Source organism: Erysipelothrix piscisicarius (assembly GCF_003931795.1).
Classification (GTDB): Bacteria; Bacillota_I; Bacilli_A; order Erysipelotrichales; family Erysipelotrichaceae; genus Erysipelothrix; species Erysipelothrix piscisicarius.
In genome coordinates this window covers 928,745-955,714 of sequence record NZ_CP034234.1, presented here as the reverse complement: position 1 = coordinate 955,714, position 26,970 = coordinate 928,745, and the positions used below count along the sequence as shown (strand labels likewise).

General features: G+C 37.8%; 26 protein-coding genes, 1 rRNA gene, 1 pseudogene and 1 other annotated feature. Of the genes and pseudogenes, 5 read left to right on the top strand and 23 right to left on the bottom strand.

The features are described 5' to 3' along the window. Positions 1–244: 244 nt before the first annotated feature. The 5 genes from EEI45_RS04840 to EEI45_RS04820 form a co-directional block, all read right to left on the bottom strand. A 16S ribosomal RNA gene (locus EEI45_RS04840) occupies positions 245–1,757 on the bottom strand. Between the two features lie 171 nt (positions 1,758–1,928). Then, positions 1,929–2,462 carry a DUF402 domain-containing protein gene (locus EEI45_RS04835; RefSeq protein WP_125164345.1) on the bottom strand — a complete coding sequence of 178 codons (534 nt, stop codon included), beginning with the start codon at positions 2,460–2,462 and terminating at the stop codon, positions 1,929–1,931. Positions 2,463–2,503: 41 nt separating this feature from the next. Next, positions 2,504–3,055 carry an energy-coupled thiamine transporter ThiT gene (locus EEI45_RS04830; RefSeq protein ID WP_125164344.1) on the bottom strand — a complete coding sequence of 184 codons (552 nt, stop codon included), beginning with the start codon at positions 3,053–3,055 and terminating at the stop codon, positions 2,504–2,506. 82 nt (positions 3,056–3,137) lie between these two features. Continuing rightward, the gene (locus EEI45_RS04825; protein ID WP_125164343.1) at positions 3,138–3,827 is read right to left on the bottom strand and encodes a hypothetical protein; all 690 of its coding nucleotides are present in this window, start codon (positions 3,825–3,827) and stop codon (positions 3,138–3,140) included. Positions 3,828–3,862: 35 nt separating this feature from the next. After that, complete coding sequence (locus tag EEI45_RS04820) at positions 3,863–4,351, bottom strand: phosphatidylglycerophosphatase A family protein (RefSeq protein WP_125164342.1); 489 nt, start codon at positions 4,349–4,351, stop codon at positions 3,863–3,865. A 136-nt stretch (positions 4,352–4,487) separates the two neighbouring features. Between EEI45_RS04820 and EEI45_RS09260 the strand changes: the two genes are divergently transcribed. From EEI45_RS09260 to EEI45_RS04810, 3 genes are read left to right on the top strand one after another with little or no spacing between them, the layout of a single operon-like run. Further along, a complete protein-coding gene (locus EEI45_RS09260; protein WP_228410218.1) occupies positions 4,488–4,733 on the top strand; it encodes a hypothetical protein in 246 nt (81 codons plus the stop codon). Then, positions 4,675–5,244, top strand: a complete 570-nt coding sequence (locus tag EEI45_RS04815; protein ID WP_228410217.1) for a gluzincin family metallopeptidase — start codon at positions 4,675–4,677, stop codon at positions 5,242–5,244. The genes EEI45_RS09260 and EEI45_RS04815 overlap by 59 nt, the downstream gene beginning before the upstream one ends. A 57-nt stretch (positions 5,245–5,301) precedes the next feature. Beyond that, the gene (locus EEI45_RS04810) at positions 5,302–5,913 is read left to right on the top strand and encodes a superoxide dismutase (RefSeq protein WP_125164341.1); all 612 of its coding nucleotides are present in this window, start codon (positions 5,302–5,304) and stop codon (positions 5,911–5,913) included. Positions 5,914–6,014: 101 nt separating this feature from the next. Here EEI45_RS04810 and EEI45_RS04805 read toward each other — a convergent pair whose 3' ends face one another. The 9 genes and pseudogenes from EEI45_RS04805 to EEI45_RS04765 all read right to left on the bottom strand — a co-directional run bounded on the left by EEI45_RS04805 (position 6,015) and on the right by EEI45_RS04765 (position 14,500). Continuing rightward, on the bottom strand, positions 6,015–6,452 hold the full coding sequence (locus tag EEI45_RS04805; protein ID WP_125164340.1) for a GNAT family N-acetyltransferase: 438 nt from the start codon (positions 6,450–6,452) through the stop codon (positions 6,015–6,017). A gap of 9 nt (positions 6,453–6,461) precedes the next feature. Further along, complete coding sequence (locus EEI45_RS04800; RefSeq protein WP_125164339.1) at positions 6,462–7,169, bottom strand: TrmH family RNA methyltransferase; 708 nt, start codon at positions 7,167–7,169, stop codon at positions 6,462–6,464. A gap of 2 nt (positions 7,170–7,171) precedes the next feature. Continuing rightward, positions 7,172–9,892 carry an isoleucine--tRNA ligase gene (gene ileS, locus EEI45_RS04795; RefSeq protein WP_125164338.1) on the bottom strand — a complete coding sequence of 907 codons (2,721 nt, stop codon included), beginning with the start codon at positions 9,890–9,892 and terminating at the stop codon, positions 7,172–7,174. Positions 9,893–9,925: 33 nt separating this feature from the next. Then, positions 9,926–10,131 (bottom strand) — a binding site (T-box leader). Then, the gene (locus EEI45_RS04790) at positions 10,097–10,579 is read right to left on the bottom strand and encodes a DivIVA domain-containing protein (protein ID WP_125164337.1); all 483 of its coding nucleotides are present in this window, start codon (positions 10,577–10,579) and stop codon (positions 10,097–10,099) included. Its footprint overlaps the feature before it by 35 nt. Positions 10,580–10,588: 9 nt before the next feature. After that, a complete protein-coding gene (locus EEI45_RS04785) occupies positions 10,589–10,993 on the bottom strand; it encodes a cell division protein SepF (protein WP_003775374.1) in 405 nt (134 codons plus the stop codon). Positions 10,994–11,045: 52 nt separating this feature from the next. Beyond that, the gene (hpf, locus tag EEI45_RS04780; RefSeq protein WP_003775373.1) at positions 11,046–11,588 is read right to left on the bottom strand and encodes a ribosome hibernation-promoting factor, HPF/YfiA family; all 543 of its coding nucleotides are present in this window, start codon (positions 11,586–11,588) and stop codon (positions 11,046–11,048) included. 31 nt (positions 11,589–11,619) lie between these two features. Continuing rightward, positions 11,620–12,570 (bottom strand): zinc dependent phospholipase C family protein, encoded by a 951-nt coding sequence (locus EEI45_RS04775; protein ID WP_202606012.1) that lies wholly within the window; start codon positions 12,568–12,570, stop codon positions 11,620–11,622. A 65-nt stretch (positions 12,571–12,635) separates the two neighbouring features. After that, positions 12,636–13,763, bottom strand: a pseudogene (gene ald / locus EEI45_RS09255) (alanine dehydrogenase). After that, the gene (locus EEI45_RS04765; protein ID WP_125164335.1) at positions 13,763–14,500 is read right to left on the bottom strand and encodes an HAD family hydrolase; all 738 of its coding nucleotides are present in this window, start codon (positions 14,498–14,500) and stop codon (positions 13,763–13,765) included. The pseudogene ald and the gene EEI45_RS04765 overlap by 1 nt, the downstream one beginning before the upstream one ends. Before the next feature lie 263 nt (positions 14,501–14,763). Here EEI45_RS04765 and mgtA point away from each other — a divergent pair, with 263 nt between their 5' ends. Both mgtA and EEI45_RS09245 read left to right on the top strand, forming a co-directional pair. Beyond that, positions 14,764–16,746, top strand: a complete 1,983-nt coding sequence (gene mgtA / locus EEI45_RS04760; protein WP_228410216.1) for a magnesium-translocating P-type ATPase — start codon at positions 14,764–14,766, stop codon at positions 16,744–16,746. Next, positions 16,743–17,351, top strand: a complete 609-nt coding sequence (locus EEI45_RS09245) for a cation transporting ATPase C-terminal domain-containing protein (RefSeq protein ID WP_228410215.1) — start codon at positions 16,743–16,745, stop codon at positions 17,349–17,351. Before mgtA ends, EEI45_RS09245 begins: the two co-directional genes overlap by 4 nt. Before the next feature lie 34 nt (positions 17,352–17,385). Here EEI45_RS09245 and EEI45_RS04755 read toward each other — a convergent pair whose 3' ends face one another. The 9 genes from EEI45_RS04755 to EEI45_RS09235 form a co-directional block, all read right to left on the bottom strand. Further along, entirely contained in the window at positions 17,386–17,634 is a 249-nt protein-coding gene (locus EEI45_RS04755) for a type B 50S ribosomal protein L31 (protein ID WP_125164334.1), read from the bottom strand. A 2-nt stretch (positions 17,635–17,636) separates the two neighbouring features. Further along, on the bottom strand, positions 17,637–17,744 hold the full coding sequence (locus EEI45_RS04750) for a putative metal homeostasis protein (RefSeq protein ID WP_125164333.1): 108 nt from the start codon (positions 17,742–17,744) through the stop codon (positions 17,637–17,639). An 83-nt stretch (positions 17,745–17,827) separates the two neighbouring features. Continuing rightward, positions 17,828–20,893 (bottom strand): AAA family ATPase, encoded by a 3,066-nt coding sequence (locus EEI45_RS04745; protein WP_125164332.1) that lies wholly within the window; start codon positions 20,891–20,893, stop codon positions 17,828–17,830. Next, on the bottom strand, positions 20,890–22,029 hold the full coding sequence (locus EEI45_RS04740; protein ID WP_125164331.1) for an exonuclease SbcCD subunit D: 1,140 nt from the start codon (positions 22,027–22,029) through the stop codon (positions 20,890–20,892). The genes EEI45_RS04745 and EEI45_RS04740 overlap by 4 nt, the downstream gene beginning before the upstream one ends. Before the next feature lie 179 nt (positions 22,030–22,208). Next, positions 22,209–23,192, bottom strand: a complete 984-nt coding sequence (locus tag EEI45_RS04735; protein WP_125164330.1) for an aldose epimerase family protein — start codon at positions 23,190–23,192, stop codon at positions 22,209–22,211. 53 nt (positions 23,193–23,245) lie between these two features. Further along, the gene (locus EEI45_RS04730) at positions 23,246–24,409 is read right to left on the bottom strand and encodes a galactokinase (protein ID WP_125164329.1); all 1,164 of its coding nucleotides are present in this window, start codon (positions 24,407–24,409) and stop codon (positions 23,246–23,248) included. 2 nt (positions 24,410–24,411) lie between these two features. After that, positions 24,412–25,422: a galactose/methyl galactoside ABC transporter permease MglC gene (locus EEI45_RS04725; RefSeq protein WP_125164328.1), complete on the bottom strand. Its 1,011-nt coding sequence runs from the start codon at positions 25,420–25,422 to the stop codon at positions 24,412–24,414. A gap of 12 nt (positions 25,423–25,434) precedes the next feature. After that, positions 25,435–26,040: an ATP-binding cassette domain-containing protein gene (locus EEI45_RS09240; RefSeq protein ID WP_228410214.1), complete on the bottom strand. Its 606-nt coding sequence runs from the start codon at positions 26,038–26,040 to the stop codon at positions 25,435–25,437. A 20-nt stretch (positions 26,041–26,060) separates the two neighbouring features. Beyond that, complete coding sequence (locus EEI45_RS09235) at positions 26,061–26,936, bottom strand: sugar ABC transporter ATP-binding protein (protein WP_228410213.1); 876 nt, start codon at positions 26,934–26,936, stop codon at positions 26,061–26,063. Positions 26,937–26,970: the final 34 nt, after the last annotated feature.

The window sequence follows — 26,970 nt, the reverse complement described above, 5'->3', positions numbered from 1 at the left end:
TGTGTGTTTGCTTTGATTGCTTACTTAATTGCTTAAGTTACTGTTTTTGTTTAACTTGATGTAAATCTAGTTTTATACAACTATTCGAAAAGATCATGTTGATAACATTTATTTCTTTGTCTATCTCTTTTTCTTTTCTGTTATTCAGTTTTCAAAGATCATTTTTCTTGAGATTCCAACGGACTCTCAAAACTAAACAGGAAACTTTAGGTGTCAACTTCACGTCTTTCTAATTACTCCTTAGAAAGGAGGTGATCCATCCCCACCTTCCGGTAGGGATACCTTGTTACGACTTAACCCCAATCATCGATCCTACCTTCGACGGCTCCTCCTAGTAAACTAGGTTAGGCCACCGGCTTCGGGTATTACCAACTCATGGTTTGACGGGCGGTGTGTACAAGGCCCGAGAACGTATTCACCGCGGCATTCTGATCCGCGATTACTAGCGATTCCGACTTCATGGAGTCGAGTTGCAGACTCAATCCGAACTGAGACGTACTTTCTGAGATTCGCTCCGCATCGCTGCTTCGCTGCCCTCTGTATACGCCATTGTAGTACGTGTAGCCCAGATCATAAGGCATGATGATTTGACGTCATCCCCACCTTCCTCCGGTTTATCACCGGCAGTCTCTTTAGAGTCCCCAACTTAATGCTGGTAACTAAAGACAAGGGTTGCGCTCGTTGCGGACTTAACCCAACATCTCACGACACGAGCTGACGACAACCATGCACCACCTGTATCCGCCATAACTATTACACATCTCTGTGCTTTTGCGCGGTATGTCAAGACCTGGTAAGGTTCTTCGCGTTGCTTCGAATTAAACCACATACTCCACCGCTTGTGCGGGCCCCGTCAATTCCTTTGAGTTTACGCTTGCGCGCATACTCCCAGGCGGGATACTTATTGCGTTAACTACAGCACTGAATTTCTCCAACACTTAGTATCCATCGTTTACGGCGTGGACTACTAGGGTATCTAATCCTATTTGCTCCCACGCTTTCGAGCCTCAGCGTCAGTTACAGGCCAGTTAGCCGCCTTCGCCACTGGTGTTCCTCCATATATCTACGCATTTTACCGCTACACATGGAATTCACTAACCTCTCCTGCACTCTAGTCTACCAGTTTCTATGGCATCACGGGTTAAGCCCCGAACTTTAACCATAAACTTGATAAACCGCCTGCGCTCCTTTACGCCCAATTCCGGATAACGCTTGCCACCTACGTATTACCGCGGCTGCTGGCACGTAGTTAGCCGTGGCTTTCTGGTAAGGTACCGTCATATAAAAGCATTCCTCTTCCTATCGTTCTTCCTTACAACAGAGCTTTACAACCCGAAGGCCGTCTTCACTCACGCGGCGTTGCTCGGTCAGGTTTCCCCATTGCCGAAAATTCCTACTGCTGCCTCCGTAGGAGTCTGGGCCGTGTCTCAGTCCCAGTGTGGCCGGTCACCCTCTCAGGTCGGCTACGCATCATCGTCTTGGTAAGCCGTTACCTTACCAACTAACTAATGCGCCATAAGCCCATCTCGTTGTGATGTATCCCATCTTTAATTAATCTAAGATGTCTTAGATTAACGTATCCGGTATTAGCAGAAGTTTCCCTCTGTTATCCCAGGCATCGAGGCAGGTTGCTTATGTATTACTCACCCGTTCGCCACTAAGTTCCAAGGAGCAAGCTCCTCTTCACTTCGTTCGACTTGCATGTATTAGGCACGCCGCCAGCGTTCATCCTGAGCCAGGATCAAACTCTCCATTTGATTCTTTCTCTTTTTAACTCTGACGAGTTTTGTTTATTTATTTATCCGTATTTCTTTTTGAAATTGACGTTTCCTGTTTAGTTTTCAAAGACCATTTTCTGCACTCGGTTTCCCTTAGCGCTTCTATATAATATCCCACATCTATAGATTTGTCAAATGTTTTATGGATTTTCATTTAAATTCTTTTACCGTTAAATATTTATCGAAATATCTATAGATTTCTTCTTCGTTAAATGGATAACTTTTGCTCTTTACCTGTTCGACCAAACGGTCTTTCTCTTCGACTACAACATCAATAATTTCTTGCGAATAATTCATTAATACTTGATGCTCTTCAAACTCATCTTCATCTAGAACAATATATTTTCCATCTGGAAAAACCTTAACATCCAGATCGTAGTCTATATTCTTAAGACCCTCTTCATCGAACACACTTGGTGAAGCAAGATTACAATAATAATATACACCCTTATTACGAATCATCGACATAACATTATACCAACGATTTAAGTAATAGAAACAAATTGCTGGTTCACGGGTAAACCATCTTCTTCCATCAGACTCAACAACCCAGGTTTTGTATGTTATTAGCACAATTTTTTCTGAATCGACATCGAGCACCGTTCCACTTGACCATGTTCGATGGAGTGATCCATCGTGTTTATAACTTTGAATATAAATTACTTCTCCAATTTTTGGTAACATAACAACACTCCCCATCCTTTAACATTATACACAATATTATCCTAATTTCTATTCTTAATTGAAGTTCGTGGCGTTAACAAAGCATTCATTTTAGGTAGAATCGCTAAAATGAATGCGAATGATATGATTGTAGTTGGAACCATATAAGTTGCGTTATATGAAACAACACCGAGTAGGACATTCCCACGATAAAACTCAGCATAGAATAAAAGCCCTGAAATTGTATGGATTATGAATCTTAATATATTTGAAACGATGACACCAAACGGTAGGGATAGATCGTGGACTTTGAGATTCGGAATGAGACCGGCGATTGAGTAGGCAGAATACGCAAAAATGTAATCAAATAGAAATTGAATCCAGTGAACCACCATGGGCGTTTTGATCATAAATTTTACGACAAAAGATAAAATTGCTACACAGAGCGATTTTTTAAACCCTAATTGATAACTTGCGATTATTAAAACAATGATACTTAGAGAAATAGAGCCACCTTGTGGCAATTTCAAAACATCAAACGTAACCGTAATATACTCCAAAACTGAGAAAAGTGCTGCATACATTGATATTGTTACAAGATCTTTAGTTTTCATTTAAGTCACCTCAATACTTTAGAATCGTTGAATTAAAACATCCTTTCTTATTATATATTTTACAAGCAAAATAAAAAAGAGGTTAAAGTCCCTCTCTTAAATAATCAATAAAATCTCGGTATTTGACCCCGTAAAGTGTCTGCCCATCCAATTGCTCATAAAGAAGCAGTTTAGAATTAAATACCAAATCATAAATACGAGTATAATTGGGGACAATATCCAGATACGTCATCACCGACTTATCCTTTAGACAGGCAGTCTTTCGAATAACATGATGGTCAAGTGTAGCATACGCAAACTTGGCCTCAAATAATTCTAAGACATCGCCGACTAAAATTAAGGTAGCATTTAGATCATAAAAATCGGTGAATACAGAATGGGTTCCATAAGGAAAATCTAAATCCGTCGGTCTTCCGAAATAACGACTAAATTTACCGGCAGTCGCTATCATCAAACTCGGGTGTGTTGCATAAATGCATTCTTGTTGAAGTGTCATGAGTTGCATCATTTTCCCACTTGAGAGAACAAGTCGTTCTTGATTTGAGATGTAGGGAACCATATCCTTAACAAGTACATCCGAATTGAACTCGCAATCACCAAATACACAAACAGTTCCATCTTTCATATGACTTTGGATTCTATCCAGAATAATTTTTGAGTAAAACGGGTCAAATCCATCGCTTTCATGAACAAGAACCAGTCCATCTTTCTCTACTTCCAAGCGTTTTAAAAGTTTTTCTACAGTTAGAGCAACGTCATTTGAAGAATACACAGATAACACCACCTTTTCTTTTATGAGTTATTACGTTATTGCTTTGTATTACTTTCTTGATGTTGACTGTGAGCTAATTTGCTCGCAGCTGATGCAGCAATTGCTCCTACAATATCATCTAAACATGTATTACACTGCCCATTGTTGTGATCATTGAGTGCACCAATTATTCCAGGTTTTACTTTATCAATATAGCCATAATTCGTGAGTGCAATTGATCCATAAAGGTTACAAATTCCATAGGCGAGTACTTCATCGATGCCGTAGAGACCTTCATCACGATGTATGATGTCCTCAATCGTTTCACCACCGAAGTTTTTATTTTCGACGGAAATATCAATATTAATACCTGTTATTAACGCATGCTGAACTTCTCGCTTATTCAAAACACTGTTCACTATCGAGTGGATGTCAACCGAATCGATATCTTCGACATAGTCCTTTTGGAGAAAAACAACACATTCGATAATATCTGAAATTTCAACGCCACGACTGTTTAACATTTCAACGCATTTATCATACATAATGAACCCTCCCATATATAGATTTATTATACATGACTTTTGTCATAAAAAAACAGAAATGGATGCAAGCTTTGTTATTTATTTCATTTTATCACTGCTTGCGGTACAATATAAGGAATAATTAGGAGGTCACTATATGACATATGAAGTATTACTCGATAAATTGAATAGTTTAAACCTTGCAATAACAACAATGAGTTTTGACGCACTCACCATTGCTCCAAGAAATGGTGCAGCTTTTCGAAATAAGGCCCTATCGATTCTCTCGGGCGAATATTTTGAGCTACTTACCGATCCAACAACCTATCAGATTTTGAAGGAAAATGAAAATCATGATAACCCAATTATCGCTGAAAGTGCAAAAACACAATTACGATGTTGACCTCGATACATTTATAAAAAGGATTAATTATGTAGAAAAAGGCTTTATCCGAGTAGAAGCTGATGAACTCACTTACCCGCTTCACATCATGGTTCGCTATAATACCGAAAAAGAGATTTTCAATCATAATCACAGCGCTGAGGGACTTGATCAATATTTCGCAGATCAAATGACACAATTACTTGGAATTACCCCTGAAAATCCAAGCAATGGAATTCTTCAAGATGTACATTGGAGCGATGCCTCATTTGGGTATTTCCCAACCTACGCACTTGGTACAGCATACGCTGCTCAATTCATGAAGAAAATGCAAGAGGACGTAAATGTTGATGAGGCACTGTTAGACGGTAGAATGGACCTTATATTCCAATGGCTACGTGACCACATTCATCAATACGGCGGTATGTACGATACACAAACAATAATAAAGAACGTAACCAACGAACCCTTCAACCCTGATTACTACATTGATTATCTCATCGAAAAGTATTCTGCACTTCTAGGCATTTAGTTAGACCATCCCCTTCATCTTTGTTACAATTTACTTATAAATAGAGGAGGACTTACGATGACTTATAAATTACCCGAACTTTCATATGAATTTAATGCATTAGAACCACAAATCGATGCAAAAACAATGGAAATTCATTACACAAAGCATCATCAAACATATATTACAAACTTAAATACAGCACTTGAGAAGCACCCAGAATTGGAGCAAGAATCATTAACAAGCCTAATTGAGAACTTAAACAATGTCCCAGCAGACATTCGTACAGCGGTTCAAAACAATGGTGGTGGTCATTTAAACCATACAATGTTTTGGGAATTCTTATCCCCTCAAAAAGGTCAAGAACCTGGTGAAGCGCTCATGAATGCAATTAATAAAGATTTTGGTTCGTTTGAAGCATTTAAAGAATCATTTTCAAATGCGGCAAAAACACGCTTCGGTAGTGGATGGGCTTGGTTAGTGTTGGATGAAACCAAATCACTTAAAGTCGTTTCAACGGCAAATCAAGATAACCCTATTTCAGAAGGGTTAACACCTATTTTAGGTCTTGATGTTTGGGAACATGCATATTATCTTAATTATCAAAACCGTCGTCCTGATTATATCAATAGTTTCTTTGAAATTATTAATTGGGAAAAAGTAAATCAATTGTACACAGACAATAAATAAGCTTACTAAAAGCACCACACAAACGACTCAATGTGTGGTGCTTTTATAAAAAACTGCAGGAATTGAGAGAATCAATAAGATCTCCGTTCCTGCAGTTTTTTTTATCGGTCTAGAATCATTTGTTCGTATCCCAAAAACTCAAATCCTAAACGTTCATATAATTTTTTCGCGCCTTTATTGCTTGGCGTTACCTCAAGTCTAAAGCGAACTACATCGGGAAACGCATCCATCAAAATGGGTAACGCCTCAGTTCCAAGACCTTGACCCCGATATGCATCTTCAACAGACAACTCTTCCACCCACAACTGCAAGCCCCCAACTTCAGTTGAGAACATAATTGAGCTTAAGAGGTATCCCCAGACTTTACCATCTTCGACTAAAAACCAGCCAAAGCAGTCGTTTTCTTTAATGATGTGCTTAAAGTTTCGCGTAAACAATTCAAAATCTGGTTCTCCAAAACATGCGGGACTTGTAAGAAATTTGGTTGCAAGTTCTGCATATAATGGTAAATCAGAATCCGTAAACGATCTTAATTCCATGGTTCCTCCCTATTTTCGAAGCGTGTAACAGATTATTGCTGTTGCAATCGCAACGTTTAATGATTCAAACTGTGATGTTTCAATTTTAACCGTACCATCACACAAGTCCACGATTGAATCAGATACACCGCTTCCTTCGGAACCCATCACAACCGCAATTGGATGGGTTTGGATATCTTGTAAATTGTGCGTATTCTCGCCGAGATAACTTGCAAATACAGGTACCTCCCACGATTTTATTTGAGTGATTGCCATTGCCAAGGACATTCGAATGACTGGAATATGAAATATCGATCCTTGAGTTGAACGAATCACTTTATGATTAAATTCATCGACGCAGGTTTCAGACACAATAACTGCGTCGAACCCAAAACTGTGCGCTGTGCGAATAATCGTACCAAGATTTCCCGGATCTTGAATGCCATCACAAATTAAATAGCGTTCAGATTTTTTTAATTCATAATGAGGTTTCGAAATCACCGCAAATTGCGAAGATCCCGATACCGTATTGGAGAGCTTATGAGCGATGTGTTCCGTAATTTGAATATCATTATTTTCAGATAATCCTACTGTTTTCTTTACAATTCCAGCCGTTTCAGCCTCTTGTATAAGATGCTCTCCCTCGATCAATACTTCATTATATTCATCCCGATACTTCTTCTTATTCAATTTAGCACAGTGTTTGATGAAATCATTTTGAAGTGATGTAATGATCATATCTACACCTTGACAACATTATGACAACGAAGACAAAGTTCATCTTCACCCACAACATCAACAATATTCCAACAGCGTGGACATGTATGACCTTCCACTTTATCAACAGCGATTTCAAATCCCATAACGTCAGTTAATGCATCTTCTACAAGTTCTAGTTTTGACACGATAAACCATTGTGCATCATGTTTGCCGAGAATATCTCGCACACGACCTGCGTTTTCATCATCAAGATGAAGACGCACATGGGCTTCCAAGGATTTACCAATAATCTTCTCTGCCCGTTTTTCTTCAAGTGCTTTGAAAACAGCTTCACGTAATTTTAAGAGCGAATCCATTTCCACAACCTCTTCACTTGAAAGAACTGGATCAACCAATTGACTAAAAGCTTGAAGGTGAATACTCTCATCCTCAGGTCTAAAGACACGATTCAATTCTTCAGTTGTATGAACAAGAATCGGTGCCATAATGCGTGAATAAATCATCAATGCGTGGTAAATAACAGTTTGGATTTCACGGCGAGCACGGTCGTCTTCTTTTTCAATATAAAGAATATCTTTGGTATAGTCTAGATAATAGGATGACATCATATTTGTTAATGAACTAACAACTGCTGTTGTAACTTTTTGATAGTCAAAGGCTTTATATGCCTCTTGTGCTTCTTTATTAACACGAATTACTTCGTTTAGAACATAACGGTTTAACAGTGACAATTCTTCGATGGCAATACCATCTGTCTCAATATCAAAGTTCGCAAGGTTTCCGTGCATAAATCTAAATGTATTTCGAATCTTACGGTAAGATTCAGATACTTGTTTCAATAAGTCTTGGGACATTTTGATATCAGAATGGTAATCTACACTTGCAACCCAAAGGCGTAAAATATCTGCTCCTAAAGTCTCTGTAATTGCTTGAGGACTTAAAGCATTCCCTTTTGATTTACTCATTTTTTCACCGTCATCATGCATAATAAATCCATGACTTACAACTTGTTTGTATGGGGCAAAACCATAGAGGGCCACTGAAATAATAAGTGATGAATTAAACCAACCTCGGTATTGATCAGAACCTTCTGCATAAACATCAACAGGAAGTGGTGTTTTACAGTGATTTAGTGCTGCCGTATGTGAAGATCCAGAATCAAACCAAACATCCATGATATCCGTTTCTTTCTTAAATGTACCATTAGGTGAATTTGGATGAGTATAACCTTCTGGCAGTAAATCAATTGCTTCACGCTCAAACCATACATTGGTACCAAATTGTTCAACTAAGTCTGCTACATGATCAAAAACATCTTGTTCAATAATTGGTGTTCCATCTTCAGCGTAGAAAATTGGAATTGGAACGCCCCAAACACGTTGACGTGAAATACACCAGTCACCACGGTCTGCAATCATATTATGCATGCGTTTTTGACCCCATTTAGGTGTCCATTCCACCTTTTCAATTTCATCCAATACATTTTGACGTACGGAGTCAATGGATGCAAACCATTGTGTTGTTGCACGATAGATAATTGGTTTTTTTGTTCTCCAATCATGTGCATAACTATGTTTAATCCATCCCATTTTTAATAAAGCACCCAAGGATTCAAGTTTCATGGTTACGGCTTTATTTGCATCTTCAAAGAACAATTCCGCAAATTCACCAGTAACTTCAGTTAAAACACCTTGTTCGTTGACAGGACTGATTGGTTTAATACCGTAAAGTGCACAAACATTAAAGTCATCAACCCCATGGTCAGGCGCTGTATGAACACAACCGGTACCCGCTTCATCCGTTACATGATCACCATTTAATACAGGTGACAAACGGTCATAAAGCGGATGCTGTGTTGTTACACCTTCAATATCGCGTCCTTTAAAACGTTTTAAAATTTCGCCCTGTTCAAGTTCTAATTCTTTAAGTGCGGATTCCATAAGTGTTTCCATAAACACCATATTACCCTTCTCAGTTTTAACTAGAACATAATCCATGTTTGCATTAACAGAGATTGCAAGGTTTGCTGGAATGGTCCAAGGCGTCGTTGTCCAAATAACCATCTTATCGCCTGCATCCAATACGCCTTTGCCATCAACAACGTCAAATGCGACAAAAATTGCAGCGTCACGACGTTCACGGTATTCAATTTCCGCTTCAGCGAGTGCTGATTCACTGGATGGTGACCAATATACCGGTTTTAATCCTTTATAAATCATCCCTTTCATCGCCATTTCCGCAAATACACGAATTTGTGTTGCTTCGAAATCCTTATTAAGGGTCAAATAAGGGTTCTTATAATCACCAATTTTACCCAACGATTTAAAATCAGCCATTTGAATCGCCACTTGTTCATGAGCATACTTCTCACAAAGTGCTCTGAATTCATAAATCGGCATTTCTTTGCGATTGACACCTAATTTTTGAATTGCGTTTTCAATAGGCAACCCGTGTGTATCCCAACCTGGTCTAAATGGTGTTTGATAACCTGCCATAAATTTGGTACGAATAATTAAATCTTTTTGAATACCATTCAAAGCATGACCAATATGGATGTTTCCATTTGCATAAGGAGGACCATCATGCACGGTAAAAAGTGGTGCGCCCTCGCGCACTTCTTGCATTCGTTCATACAAGTTCATTTTATCCCAATCTGCTTGAATTCCAGGTTCTTTTTTATTAAGATTTCCTCTCATTTCAAAATCTGTTTTGGGTAATAACAGTGTGTCTTTGTAGTTCATATTTTTGCTCCTAACATATAAAAAAGACGCCCTCATAAGGGCGTCTTCAACGCGGTACCACCTTAATTTACAGAGTAATCTGTAATCTCAATACGTTAACGCCGTAGTACGTACTTCCTACTATAATTTCAAAAGTAAGGTTCACAAGTGATACTAAAACGGATTGTTACTTGTTTTCACCAGCCACAAGCTCTCTGAAACAATTTATCGTTTTAATGTGTCTTGATCTTCACCAATAAGTTTGGAATTGGGCGCATCTGGCAAGGTTAAATCGTCAATTGCCACCTCTAATTCCATTAATTTTTCTTTTAATTCGTCACGGAGTTCGTTTGATTCATTTGAAATACGAGCTATTTCAACGAGTACTTGACGCGATGTAGACATCGCCTCACGAACAATCATGTCCGCATTCATATAGGCTGTATCGATAATTGAATTTGCTTCCCGTAAGGCAAGCCGCGACATTTCTTCTGCAGCTTTCTCACGAACACCACTTTCGCTTACCAATTGTTGATATCGCTTTTTGATTATATCACGTTGTTCCTGTAATGACTCCACTTGTTTTTGATAAAGTTCAATTTGTTTTGTTAATATCGTTTTATCATGTTCCAAATTCGCAATCATTTGATCAACTTCAAAGCGATCATACCCTTGGCGCATCACTCTAAATTTGGGTTTATGAGACATACTCAATTACTATTGATCTAAATCTTCAAGGTTCATACTAATTTCCCCTTGAACTCCTATTGTACGTGGTGTACAAAGAATTACATTGTGGCCAATTTTTTGAATTGATCCATCAAGTGCAAACACAACTCCGGTTAAGAAATCAATCGTACGTTGTGCATAGTCACGTTGTAATCGATGTAAGTTTACAACTGCTGCACGTTTCTCTTTTAGATAACGCGCAACCTCCTCTGATTCTTCAAATGATCGCGGTTCAAATAAAACCATTTTTGTATCTGATGGTAGTTTAGGCGCTTCCGAAGATGCGCGTGGTGTTTCATATTCGCTCAAGCTCTCAGCCTCCTCGTCAGTTAGTTCAAGATATTCATCTTCAACCGGTGTAAGAATATTTTTAAGTTTATCTTTAAAGCTCATTGTTCAAACCTCCGTTTTGATAAGTATATCATATCATATTAATCGTTGAAAATTAATCGTTATCGCGATCGACTTCGAGTAAACCATAATCGCCATCAAGACGTTTATAGACAACTGCAACATCTGATGTTTCATCATCCGTATAAATAAAGAATGAGTGACCCAACATTTCCATATCTACAATCGCATCATTAAGATTCATTTTTTCAGCCACAATGGATTTTGTCTTAACAAGTTTAGATTCTTCTTTTGCCTCAGATTCCGCAATCATATTTAAGAATGCTTGTGATAAGCCCTCACGGTTTTTACGTGAAATTTTTGTTTTATGACGGCGAATTTGATCTTCTAATTTATCAACAACTCGATCGAGTGCTGCATAGAAATCTTCATGTAAAACTTCGGCACGTAGTGGTCCAATTTTTGATGTAATCGTCACTTCAACTTTTGAACCTTGAGGATAAACATTGACAACCACATTTGCACGCCATGAGTCATCTACCTCGAAATATTTGTGTAAGAATTCTAATTTTTCTTCCACCTTTTCTTGCATTGCATCTGTGATTTCCACATTTTTTCCATGAATATAAACTAACATATAAAACCCTCCCTATTATTGTTATTGTTTTTTACTTTTGATAAATACTATCATAGTATTTCATCTCACGTCCGGGTGGACGCCCTGTATCATAGCGACGATCTCCTAGAAGTGCGTCAAAATTTACAGGTTCATTGTGTTCTAATGCATCGTTTAAAGCCCCGATGCATTCATTCCCTAGCACAATGGATGACTCATAGAGTTCCATAAATGTCTCGTTCGATGTATCATCGATATTTGTTGGGTTTGACCATGTTTCACGCTTTAAGTTAAGAACGTCGTATCGCGCATCGATATTCGAATTTACGATATGACTTGAAAACGCCCACGGATAAGCCATTTTACGTTCCAGTTTTTGAATCACTGGAGTCATAATATTGTGCGGATCGTATAAATAATTCAAAATCTTTTTAAAGGAACTAATTGCTTCTTCAATTACTAAGGGTTCCAAATAGATTCCAAAAACTTGAACGAGCATTGTTTGATAAAACGAAGCAATAACACGTCGTTCTTCTTCATTGACATCGACAAATCGTTTTGGTTTTAACGATGCCATATCCCGTCGTTTTACATATGTAACCATGAGTGAGTCTAGCATTGACTCATATCGAAAATGCCAGTAACGTGTTGATCCAGCAATTTCGCCTCCGCGATAAAATACAAATGGATGCGCTAAGGTATCCAAAGACCAATGTTGAAAATGTCCGGCAATAAACGCAATTAGAATGGTTTTTCTTCGTTCATCTTTCATTTCCTTTATAAAACTCACCGCTTGATTATAAAAATCATTAACATGAGTTCGGTGCACAATCCCACCATAATCAGCGACAATTTTATTCAGTTCTTGATCTTGCCATGGAAATACTTTGTAATAAAACAAAATATCGGGTCCATTGCTCCCAAGCAAATATGCTCGCGGATGTTTTTTTATCGCTTTTTGGACTGTAGACACGTCAAGTTCATTATAAACATCGAGTGCCATCAGCCCATGTGTAATAACATTTGGTATGACGGCCACCTCCTTTACTACATTCTAACAAATAACCACTAAAGTTGCACCACTTTAACACAGTTTTCATATTCAATATATTCTAAATCAAGTGCAGCCGCAACCGCGTCATTCACAACCTGTCCGTGATAAATATTTAAACCATTTTTAATCCCTGGATCATTGGTTACCGCTTCATGAATACCACTGTTAGCAATTTTTAAACCATATGGTAAAGTCGCATTCCCCAACGCATAGGTTGAAGTCTTGGGAACCGCCCCAGGCATGTTGGTAACACAATAATGAACAATTCCCTGGTCAACAAATACCGGATTGCTGTGAGTTGTTGGGTGACTGGACTCAAAGCATCCCCCTTGATCAATCGCTACATCAACTAACACGGTTCCAGGTTCCATAATTTTTAAATGGTCACGCGTTACCAATTTTGGGGCACGAGCACCAGGAAGTAAGACACTTCCAATCACAACATCAGCACGGCGGAGCTCATCTTCAATATTTTTTAAGTCACTATATATTGTATTGACAGCAGTTCCGAAAACATCTTCAATATAAGCCAATCGATCTAAATTCCGATCCATTACACTCAAGGTTGCTCCCGTTCCTAACGCCGTTTTACATGCACTCATACCAACAACACCACCACCAATAATGACAACATGACCCCCACGGACACCAGGAACCCCAGATAATAAAATTCCCTTTCCACCATAGGTTTTTTCTAAATATTTCGCACCCTCTTGAATCGAGAGTCGCCCTGCTACTTCAGACATTGGTTTTAATAGCGGTAAGCGCCCTAATTCATCTGTCACAGTCTCATAGGCCACGGCAATTACATTCCGTTCCATTAATGCTTTAGCTAAGGGTAAATTATCGGCTAGATGCAAGTAAGTGAAAAGAATTTGATTGGGTTGCATTAAATCATATTCTTCTGCGATGGGTTATTTTACTTTAATGATCATTTCTGATTGTTTCCAAACAGAAGCAGCATCATCACAAAGAATGGCACCGTTATGTTGGTATTCTTCATCGGTAAAGCCACTCCCAAGGCCTAACCCAGACTCCACATAGACTTCATGACCGTTTTTAATATATTCAATAACATGAGAAGGCATAATCCCTACACGTTGTTCAAAATCTTTTCGTTCTTTTACTGATCCTATACGCATTAAAACAACTCCTTTATTTTCTTAATTAATTCCTCTCGTGAACCCATCCAGTCACAATGATAATCTGAGCCACGATGAATTAAATTATCCGTTAATAACCACGTCTTCATCCCAAATTGTGATGCCATCATGTCTTCTTCAACATCATTCCCAATCATTAGACACGCATTCGGATCCAACTTATTATCACTTATTATTTCTTCATAATACATTGGGTTGGGTTTACAATGATGATTTTTCTCAAATCGAGTAATATCATCAAAATCATCTAATTCGAGACCCGACCACCAAATTCGTTTATCCGTGGCAAGTTTTGGGAAAAGCGGATTGGTTGCTAGAATTACTTTGTATCCTTTTTCTCTTAAATAATAAACCGCATCAACCATCGGTTTTGAAATCGATGTAACCGTCTCCACGATGTCATATTCATGTTCGTAATAATCATCTAATATCGCATCAATTTGAGTTTTAATTTCTGTACCAACCAGTGTTTCAAAACAATCATAAAACACCTGTTCGTTCGTTTTAAAAATATCAGTATTTTGAATCATTGCCGCACTTGATTTCCACAACGCTTTTGCCATTGCTTCCGGTTCAATAATATGCGCGACTTTTTGTGTAATCGATGTTAAATATGTTCGTTCAAAGTCATCCCCATCAAGCGGTAGAATTGTACCGTCCAAATCAAAGAGTACTGTATCAATTCCGAGTTCATTGCTCAAGTTTACATTTTTCATATGTTACCTCCCACTTTTTTGAATTATATCATAACTGTTAAATATTCTTACCATTAAGTTTCAATGTCTCCTCGATTTTATTGCTTAATGAACCTCAATTTGTTATAGTTTTAAAGCGAGGAGGTGAAAACCAATGGAAGGTCAGAGTTGCATGAACGACAGTATTAGTGAACGATCTTTGGATGATGACCCCTTGGGTACACCTCAAGAAAGTCATCGATAAATTTTGTTCATACATGACAGTATGAAGGGAGTTTATAACTATGTCAGTAACAAACAAAGAGCTAATTCAAACACTCCAACTTAACCAAGAGGAATTGTTTGAACAATTGGATGCATCTCCAGAGGGTTATACATCCAATCGAGCAGAGGAAAAGCTCGAAGAATATGGTCCTAATGAGATCAAGCCTCAAAAAAAGAAAAACCCTCTTATTGGATTTGTTAACGTTTTAATTAATCCATTTAATTTAGTCTTAATGGTCGTTATCGTAATTACATTTATTACGGATATTTTATTAACACAGGAAAAAGATTATTTAACCATTTCAATTTTAGCAATTATTATTATTATTTCTACACTGATTTCATTTATTCAAGATGAGCGATCCAGTGCAGCCAGCGAGAAACTTTTAAATATGGTTTCTAATACAACGGCAGCGCTTCGCGATGGTCAATTTATAGAAATTCCAATTGATGATCTTGTCTTAGGGGATGTTGTCCGTCTATCTGCTGGAGATATTATTCCTGCAGATATGCGAGTAATTTCCGCAAAAGATTTATTTATTTCACAAGCCACACTAACCGGTGAATCTCAACCTATTGAGAAATTTGTTAAATTTGACGAATCCCAAATGGATGCAGACAGTGACTTTACGAATTTATGTTTAATGGGAACAAACGTTGTTTCCGGTTCCGCGCGTGCGGTTGTAATTCGAACAGGTAGCGATACTTATCTTGGACAAATGAACCGATCATTAAAAAATTCAAAACGTCCAAACAGTTTCGAAAGCAGTATTTCAACAGTAAGTCGCTTGCTTATGAAATTAATGCTCATTATGCTACCCGCAATTTTCATCCTAAATTGGATCTTTAAGGCAAATCCTATTGAATCATTTGTTTTTGCCCTCACCGTAGCAGTCGGATTAACACCTGAAATGCTCCCTGTAGTCCTTAGCAGTGGCTTGGCACGTGGTGCGATAAACATGTCTAAACATCAAACCATTGTGAAATCACAAAGTTCAATTTCATCATTTGGTGAAATGGATGTCTTGTGTACCGATAAAACCGGTACGATTACTCAGGAGGATATTATTTTAGAACGTTATATGGATACAACCGGTGAAGATGACATGCGTGTATTGCGACATGCTTATCTTAACTCGTATTTCCAAAGTGGACTAAAAAACTTAATTGACCTTGCAATTATTGAACGTGCAACAAGTTACAACATGGATGACTTAGTTAACTATTATACAATTGTTGATGAAATTCCATTTGATTTTGCACGTCGTCGAATGAGTGTTATTTTGGAAGACAGTAACGGTAAAAAACAACTTATTACAAAGGGTGCTGTTGAAGAAATCATGAAATTGTGTTCCTATATCGATCGTGATGGAAAAGTATACCCACTCGATGATGAAACACGTGAAGAAGCAATGGATGTCTATATGCAACATAATAATGATGGTTTGCGTATGATTGCCGTTGCACAAAAAAATGAACTACCAACAGATCATGAATTCAGTGTCGAAGATGAAAAAGATCTCGTACTCATTGGTTTTATTGGATTCCTTGATCCACCTAAAGAAAGCGCAAAACCAACGATCGAGAGTTTAAATCGTCATGGTGTCGATGTTGTTGTTATCACCGGAGATAGTTTAGGTGTAGCTAAGAAAGTATGTAGTAAAGTTGGGATTGATACAGAAGTAACATATATGGGTAAAGATATTGAAGAAATGAGTGATGAACAACTTCAAGCCGTTGTAGGTACATGTCATCTCTTCGCTAAAATATCCCCCGTTCAAAAACAACGTATTGTGGAAGCATTCCAGGCAAACAATCATACAGTTGGTTTCTTAGGCGACGGTATCAACGATGCCCTTGCATTAAAACAAGCTGATGTTGGAATCTCAGTTGATACTGCGGTTGACATTGCCAAAGAAAGTGCCGACATTATTCTTCTTAAAAAAGACCTAACGGTTTTAGAAAAGGAATCATGGAAGGCCGAAAGACAATTGTTAATATGATTAAGTACTTAGAAATGGCTGTTAGTGGTAATGTCGGAAATATGATTTCCGTAATCGTTGCAAGTATCTTCTTGCCTTTCTTACCGCTGTTACCCGTTCATATTCTTGTTCAAAACTTACTCAGTGATCTTGCTCAAACAGGGATTCCATTTGATAATTGCGACGAATCAGATCTCGATAAACCACGCAAACTTGAATCGGATCGATTGGTACACTTTATGTCCGTATTTGGACCTTTAAGTTCAGTATTTGATATCCTGTGCTTTATCACACTATGGTATGTGCTCGGCGTAAATACTGCCGAACAAGCGACCTTATTCCAAACATTCTGGTTTACATTTGGAATCTTATCGCAAGCACTCATTATCTTTGTAATTCGTGCTAAAAAACCGTTCTCATTCAAGAACAAACCTGCTTCGATCTTAGTAGGCGTCTCAGCACTTGCTGTACTTATTACATTAATCTTCGTTCTAACTCCGCTTGCTCAGTCAATTGAACTTCAAGTTTTAAGTTTAAATCATCTAGCATACGTTCTTGGAATCGTCGGTCTCTATCTTGTAACAACAGCAATTGTTAAGAAATTTGTTTGGACACCTTTAGATTAAACGAAAAGCCCTTTATCTAGATAAAGGGCTTTTTTTATTGTTGTGATTTAAACTTACGATTAAATTTCGCAATTTGACCTTCAACACGCGTTTCTCGTTGTTTTCCGGTATAAAATGGATGCGATGTTGACGATATATCAAGATTTACAAGTGGCATCACACGCCCATCTTCAAGTGTTATCGTTTTATCTGTTTGAATCGTAGAACCAATGATAAATTGAGCTTGTGTATTGATATCCATAAAGACAACTTTTCGATATTCTGGATGAATTTCTTTTTTCATGTTTATTTCCCCTTTTTACGTAATTGTTTGATTATTTTTAATGCGCGTTTTCGTGTTTTAATGTTGGGTGATTTTAAATTCCGATGCGCAGTTGACCGATCTTGTTTCATGGTTTACCTCCTGTTGTTGCAAATGTTTCGCATTTAGATATTATCCTAATCTCTAGAATTTGTCAATAAAAAAGACAGGTGGCTTAAAGCACACGTGTCTTAATTGTGCTGCCTTTTTCTGTCTTCGTGATCATAATTTGTTGTTCTATTAGTGTTTTCAGCTCCGGTACATGAGAAATGATACCGACATATTCCGCAGTGCCTGCAAGGTCCGTTAATGATTTCATGGCTTGTTGGAGTGAGGTATCATCCAATGTTCCAAACCCTTCATCAATAAAGAGAGCATCGACACGAACTGAACCTGAAAACCGTTGTACTACATCTGATAATCCTAAAGCAAGTGATAACGATGCTTTAAAGGACTCTCCTCCCGATAAAGACTTAACCGAGCGTATCTTACCCGTGTATTGATCATAAACATCCAAATCTAAGCCCGACTTTGTGTTAAGTCTTTCAGCTTTTTCTTGTCTTAAAAGAACATATCGATTTGAAGTCATTGGCGTAAACCGTTTGTTTGCTTCTTCCACAATGTAATCAAAATATGCTGATTGAACATAATGTTCAAGTGCGATTTTTTGTTTACCACTTAAATGACCGTTCGCAGTTTTCGAAAGGCCATCCAATAATGCACCTTGTCGTTCCAGCGTTGCACTGTTTTTTTGAATGACTTCCAATCGCTTCAATACCATTGCCAAGCTCGCAGTATGGGTTGAAACCTCTTGTATCGATGTATTAAGATTGGCTAATGTTTTCTCAACGTCATCCTTTTCTTCGCTTAAGTGTTCCAAGCTCTGTTTCGGTGTTTCTTTCGATTGAGCTTTTAACTGATTAATCTCAGAACTCAGTTGAATGATTCGATGGTCATAATCTTTCAGTTGTTGCGCCTGCTCATTAAGACGTGTTTCGTTGAGCGTACTCCAGTCAACCGCTTCAAGGTTAATGGCATATTTTTTACTGAGTTTTTCTAACTGATGTTGTTTTTCCGAACATTCAGCACGTTCTGTTTCAAGTTGTTTTGACGTCTCAATTCGTTGAATTCCGATCTGTTCAAGAAGACGAGCGGTCGCTTGATATCGTTCCAACTCGTGACGTTCCTTGGCTTCCGCGCTTATAATTTGCACATCTAAATGATCGATTTTCTCTGACAATATCGTGATACTTTCGAACTCTAATTCAGCTTGAATCATATTTATTTGTGCTTCAAGCGAAACTTTACGCATTTGAATTTGATGTTGGGTCTCTTTCAGTTTCTCTAAGTCATTGTTGAGACTATCTAAATTTTGATGCTGTTGTTGGAGTGCATTTAGTTGTGAAGTTTGGGTTTCAAGGTTACGTTTGTGTTCATCAATTAGGGCTCGCTTCGCATCAATCCGTTCTAGATGCAATTGATAATCCTCGCGTAGCGCTATCTCATCAATAGGTCCAATTTCTTTTGATATGTTTTCAATTTTTGATTTGAGATTATTACAAACCAACACCTGCTTTTGGCACCCTTCTTGCTTCTTTTGAACCTCGTTTTTTAATACTTGAAGTTCATCATAAGTTAGAACCGATTCCACAACCTGGGCTGGGTTTGGATGATCATAGGAACCACAGACCGGACAAGGGGATCCTTCTTCAAGATTTTGTGCTAGCATACCCGCTTGTTCCTGGTAATAGCGCAGTTCTTGTTTCACAAGTTGATCTCTGGCTTGCAAATAAACATGTTCTTTTTCACGGTATTCATCAGACGCCTTTTCCCATTGACTTGTAAGAATATTTTTTTGATCAAAGTCATGAATGTGTTTTTGTTTAAGTTCTAATTGCTGGCAATCTGTATCAAGTTCATGCAATCGGATTAAAATGAGTTTTTCAAGTTCATTTTTTTGTTCAATAAGCAATGAAATCGATGAGTTCAACGTTTCTTTATTTTCAATCTGTTTAAGCATCGTCTTTTCTTTTTGACTCAATGCATCAAGGTCACTTGTTACCTGTTTGTATGCATCGTTAGCTGTCTGCAAGGCCTTATATTGAGGTAGCATTTTCGTGTACATCGTTTTTTGTTGTTTTAAGAGTTCGAGCTGTTCCAAACGTATATTTCGTTGAAGATAACGTTCTTCAATTTCTTGGAACTCTTTTTGAACTGTATTTAGTTTGGCACAAATTTCTTGGTAACGAAGATTTAGCGCCGCTATTTTTGCCTCATTAGCTTTAAGCGCGTGATGTACCGGCATCAAGTGGTTCACAATGAGTGTTTCAGTTTCAAAATTTTTTCGTAAGACCTCAAAGTCCGATTTTTGCTTATACAACTGAGCTGCTTCGATTTCTTTATCTTTAATAGAATTCAAGATTTGCTGATGCGACTGCCACGATTTAATTGATTCCAGAAGGACATCCCGTTTAATCGAGAAATTTTGTTGTGTTTCAAGCTGTGATGCGCGTTGCTTTATCATTATCTCCTGTTTTTGTTCCAAATCATCCTTAACATCGTCAAGATTAAATCCGGTATATTCAATCGTTTCGATGGAATCTGGAAGTCCATCTAACACACTTTGCACTTCATGTTTTGTATGTTCCAATTCCCGTTTAAGATTGAGATTTTTCTGTTTTAATTTTTCTTGAAGTTTAAGATAGAATTCCGTATCAAAAAGTGTCCGAAAAATTTCGGAACGTTTCGTACTTGATGCATTTAGAAGTTCTAAAAACTCTCCTTGCGCAATCATGACTACTTGTTTGAATTGTTGTGCATCCAAACCAATAATTTCAATAAGCTTCGCATTCACCGCTTTCATGTCGTCCATTTCTTGACCATTTGGAAGATAAAGTTGTACCGTTGCATTCTGCACGGTTGTGCCTTCTCCACGCGCTTTTAAACGCTCATAGCGAGGTTTTCGAATAATGCGATAAGTCTCATTTCTATGACTAAAGGTTAACGAAACGTACGTTTCAACAGAGGGATCCGCGAAATCACTTCGAAGTGATTCTGATTGACGTTGGCTCCCACTGGCTACATCATAAAGCGCGAAAGATATGGCATCAAAAATAGTGGTTTTTCCTGCACCTGTATCGCCAGTCACTAAAAATAAACCTTCGTGAAACTGTGTAAAGTCTACGGTCGTTTCTTCAAAATACGGACCGAATGCTCGTATCGAAAGAAGTATCGGTTTCATAAGATTTCCTCCTGAATTTCATCGATAACTGCTTTCACAAGATCTGATTCTTCCTGATTAAAATCACGACCATTGAGTGCAGTGAAAAAGGTATTAAAAAGATCAAAAGGTTTTTGTTCTAAGATTGTTGTCGCACGTTCTAATGAAGTTTCCGTCGATGTACGTGTATTATCAAAATCCAAACTCACAAGGTTTGGATAAACACTTCTTAATTTATGAAGCGCATCACCTTGAATAATATCATCCGTCAACACCGCATGAATATAATCTTCACTTCCTTCAACCTTTCCGATTTCATAAAGATTTTCTAAAGGCCCCTTTATCAAGCGTACATCCCGAAGGGGTTTAATATCTATAAACGAAAGGGATACATCGTTATTAAGGTCGATGATGGGTAATTGTTTCGAATGCATGCATTCTGAGAATGAATACTTTAGCGGTGAGCCGGCGTATCGAATGGTTTCACGACCAATTGCCAGAGGTCGATGAATATGACCTAACGCTACATAATCAAATGCTTTAAATAAAGATGCATCTATTGCATCCAACCCGCCTACAGAGGGTCCGATTTCAGAGTCGGATAAGATTGGCGTCATACCATTTCCAATTACAAATTGATGCGCAATCGCGACGTTTCGCTCATCTTGATTTATCGTTAAATCTTGGAAAATAAATTCAAATGCCTCCTGGAATGTATTCCCCGTAAACTCCGGATGGTAATTGCGCACCATGGACGGTTTTATATAAGGAAACAGATAAAAATGAACGGGTCCGAAATCGTCGTGGAGTGTTACCGACGAAATCGCACCTGTATAATGAGACGCTAAATAAATATCGTGTTCTTCAAAAAGAGCACGCCCCACACCCAGCCGTTCTTGAGAATCATGATTCCCTGAAATAATTAAAACATGAATACTTTGTTGCGCTAACTGCGTCAAAAAATCATTCCAAACTTCAAATGCTTCTGAACTAGGATTTGCTTTATCGTAAACATCCCCCGCAATAATCAAAACATGCGGTTTGATGGTATCGAATGCCTCAATAATTTGATTTAAAACATACCGTTGATCATCAAGAAGACTCAAATCATTAAGCCTTCTTCCAATATGTAAATCTGCTAAATGAACTATTTTCACACTATCCCTCTTTTCTTCCTTTATCTTATCATATCTCGCTTAGAATCTAGTGTATGATTGTATCTCCATGATTAAAAATGGAACACCTTTTGATGACAATTTTTACATCTACAAATGTAAGGGTAATTCCTTTATGTAAATGTCACCCATCAATGAAAAGAGAAGACTTTCGTCTTTTCTTATTTCTTAAGGGTATACGTCGTGATTTCTTGATATGGATTTTCTTCTGAAAACCAAGGAACACAACTTCCTGGTAAATATTCCGGTTCAATGGCGATGGCTGAGTGATTCAAGGCAAATTGACCGTGACCGTTCTTAAAACTTTCATCGAAATAATTCGCAAAATAAATTTGAACCGCCGGGGACGATGTTTCAATAAGTAATGATTTGTTCATAGCGGACAATATAACGCGTTTATCACCGATTAATTGATAATTGTGGTCTAGATGTCGTGTATTTTGAAATTGTGGATGGTAGCCTTGTAAAACAGATTCAAGCGATGGGTTATCTCGTAAATCAAAGACTGTATCCGTTACATCAATCAATGTACCATCCGTACATAAATCCTCATCAAGATAAGCAACGCAATCCGCGTCAACAAGAAGATGATGCTGTGATAAATCACCATGGCCCAATAAATCAAAATACATATGATTCGTAAGATTTAAAGGCATTGAACATGAAGGCGTTACAGTATAGCTGACCGACAATGATGAACCATCTAAACGATAAATAATCTCATAACGTACATTACCTGGATAACCATCACGTTCATGATTAAAATCCCCTTCAAGTACTACAATCGGTTCGTCATCATCATAAAGACTTTTAATGGTTAAATTACGAGTAGATAAGCCTTCATAACCACCATGTAAATGCGCTTTACCATTATTTTGACTTAGATTCAAAGTGGTTTCATCTGAATGAATCACTCCATCACGTGTTCTTCCTGCTAAAGGACCAATACACGACCCTAAGTAAACAGAATTATTGAGATAATCTTCATAATTCATAAATGACGTTACCACATTAAGATCATCCGTCAATTTAAATGATGTAATGGTTCCACCCAAAGTTAAAATTTTTACCTCGGCTTCTTCAGTTTTTAATGTAATTTCTTTGACGTTTTCTTGGTGTGTCATCACCTGTTTCACATTTAACATACTGTTTCCCCTTTATGAATGTTGAAAAGGATGTGAGGCCACATCCTTTTCAATTATTTAATTTGATGTGTGCCTTCACCAACGGACGCAACGTAGAATGTTGCGTCATAACCAATTTTTTCAGCATATTCTGTGCCGACATTTTGAATGAATGCATCAACGTGTTGATTCTCAACAATCGCAATCGCACAGCCTCCAAAACCAGCTCCTGTGACGCGTGCACCAATGGTACCTGTTTGACCCCATGCACTTTCCACAAGGGTATCAAGTTCAATTCCAGTAACCTCATAATCATCACGAAGTGATTGATGACTTTCGTTCATGAGCATTCCGAAAGCATGAATATCCCCTGATTTAAGAACTTCTGAAGCACGCTGAGTTCGTTCATTTTCACTTACAGCATGATAAGCACGACGATATACAAGTTTGTCTTCAAATAGAGATTCTTTTGCTATCAATTGATCCAAGGAGAGATCACAGAGGTGTTCAATATTATATTCCTCTTTAAGAATAGCAAGCGCTTTTTCGCATTGAGCTCTGCGTTCATTATAAGCAGAATCCGCTAATCCACGACGTTTATTTGTATTCGCAATGACGATGGATGCATTCCCCAGTTCAACAGGAACATATTCATAAGCAAGCGTATTCGTATTTAATAAAATTGCATGATCTTTCTGGCCCATCCCCACAGCAAATTGATCCATAATACCGCAGTTTACACCAATAAATTGATTTTCTGCTTTCTGTGATAATTTAACACATGTAATCATATCTTCATTGAAATGAAACAGTTTATTGACAATCCAAGCTGTTAGAACTTCAATCGAAGCTGAGCTTGAAAGACCCGCTCCATTTGGAATATTTCCATAATAGAGAATATCGAGGCCAAAGTCACATACATGACCTTCCAACTCAAACATTTTGATCACACCTTTGGGATAGTTGGCCCAATCATCTTTTTCATCATAAACAAGTTGATCGACTTCCGAAGTGATAATGCCTAAATTCTCAAAATTGGCTGAATAAAGATTGAGTTGTTTATCGTTGCGCTTACGAACAAGCGCATAAGTACCGTATGTAATCGCGCAAGGAAATACTGAACCGCCGCTGTAGTCAATATGTTCCCCAATTAAATTAATACGACCTGGTGCAAAAAATTCAAATTCATGATTTACACCAAATACGGTCTCAAATTGTTGTGCAAGTTGTTTTTCCATAATTATTTTTTACGTGTCGTTTTACGGATATCAAGTGCAACGGCAATAATAATAACAATACCTTGAATTACGTTTGTCATATCAGGTGATACACCTAAGTATGAAAGACAAACTTTTAAGAGTTCAAATACAAATACCCCAAGTAAGATTCCCGGTACTGTACCTTGTCCTCCAGCTGTTGAAACACCCCCGATTGTTGCTGATGCAATCGCTTCAAGTTCATAACCTTGTCCTGCTGATGGTCCAACAGATCCAGTTTTAGCAGAGAGTAAGTAGCCAGCTAATCCATATAAGAACCCTGCGAGTGCAAAGATACGTACTTTAGAACGGCGAACGTTCACACCTGATACTTCAGCTGCATTTTCATTACCACCGATCGCATACATATATTTACCATGTTTTGTCTTATTAAATAAGATCCACATTAAGATCCCAACAAAAATTGCGATAATCGTTAAGTATGGAATGGCGCCAAAAATTTTACCTTGACCAATTTGGATAAACTCATCTTTAAACGTACCAATCGGTTTATTTTGACCGTAAAGCATATTGATCCCATAAATCATAATTTGTGTACCCAATGTTGCTAGGAACGGTGGAACATTAAGATAAGCAACAATGAGACCATTGATAATCCCAAATACCGTACATACAACCAATACAATCAGTAATGGTACAATTAAAGGCATATCTGGAACATTTGGAAAGAATTTACCAATAAAGTCCGGCTTTTGAACAAGTGTTCCGGTAATAAATGCGGATAATCCCACGATACGTCCTGCCGATAAATCAGTTCCTCGAATAATTAATGTACCTGAAACCCCTAAAGCGATAATAAAGCGTACTGATGTATTCGCAAGAATGTTGGAAACGTTTCCGACGGTAAAGAAGTTATCTTGTGTAATACCTGTAAACAGAATCATAACCGCAACCACGATATACATAGAGTAATTTGTTAAAAAATCTTTAAGATCGAATTTTTTATCTTTTTTTTCAAATAAATGCGTTGTCATAATTTTTCTCCCTTATTCCATAAACTTCGTTGCAAGCGTCATAACACTTTCTTGTGTTGCTTCTTCTTTATCTAAAAAGCCTGAAACACGACACTCACACATTACCATAATACGATCTGAGACCCCTAAAAGTTCCGCCATCTCTGAAGAAATCATGATGATGCTCTTACCTTCAGCAGCTAACTCATTAATGATTTGGTAAATCTCAAACTTCGCACCAACATCAATACCACGTGTTGGTTCATCTAAAATTAGAATGTCAGGATTATTGGCTAACCAACGCGATAGAATTACTTTTTGTTGGTTTCCTCCAGATAGATTTTCAATATGCGTTTTCTTGCTTGCAGTTTTAATGTTTAGGCGATCAATACTGCGATCAACAACTTCGCTTATTTTTTTATCATCCAAAAGACCTTTATGAATATACTGATCAATCGATGCGATGGCAACGTTATCCGATACGGATAAAACACCAAAGATACCATTCCCGCGTCGGTCTTCCGTAACCAGCGCGATTCCATTACGGATTGCATCTTGAGGACGATTCACAACAAGTTGTTTATCCCCTAATTTTACAATCCCATGATCAATTGCGCGCATACCATAGATCGCTTCCATAAGTTCGGTACGTTGAGCGCCTACAAGGCCCCTACCCCCAAGATTTCACCACGTTTTAATTCAAAATAACACTCTTTAAATGACAATGGATTTGGTGACGTTAAATTCTCAACACGTAAGACAACTTCATCAGTCGGTTTGTTTGTCTTTGGAGGGAATAAACTTTTCAACTCACGACCAACCATATTTTTAATAATTGAATCATTCGTCATTTCACTTGCTGGCCATGTGCCAACATAACAACCATCCCGCATGATTGTTATTTCATCCGAAATTCTTAATATTTCATCCATCTTGTGGGAAATATAAACAATTGCGATGCCTTTTTTGGTGAGTTTATCAATAATTGCAAACAGTTTCTCCACTTCTGTAGCAGTTAGTGATGATGTTGGTTCATCCATAATTACAACCTTAGCGTTATGCGAAATTGCCTTTGCAATTTCAATTGACTGCATTTGTGAAACGGTTAATTCATTAAGTAACGTTGTTGGCTCCACATCCAATCCAACTTCTTCTAATAAACGTTTCGTTTCATGATACATTTTCTTATGATCGACCGTATTAAATTTGGTCATTGGGTAATTTCCTAAGAAAATATTTTCCCCAACAGTCATCATACGAATTGGTTGTAATTCTTGATGAATCATTGAAATTCCTGAATCAATGGCTTCCTTTGCATCTTTAAATTCAACCTCATTACCATTAAAGATTACGGACCCTGAATCTCTATGATAGATTCCATATAAACATTTCATCAACGTTGATTTCCCAGCTCCATTTTCACCCATAAGTGCATGAACTGTACCCGGTTTTAATCGTAAATTGACATGGTCTAATGCTTTAACCCCAGGGAATGTTTTATTAATATCTTTCATTTCTAGGATGTATTCGCTCATGTCGGTCACCTTCCTATCCTTATAAATATTCAAG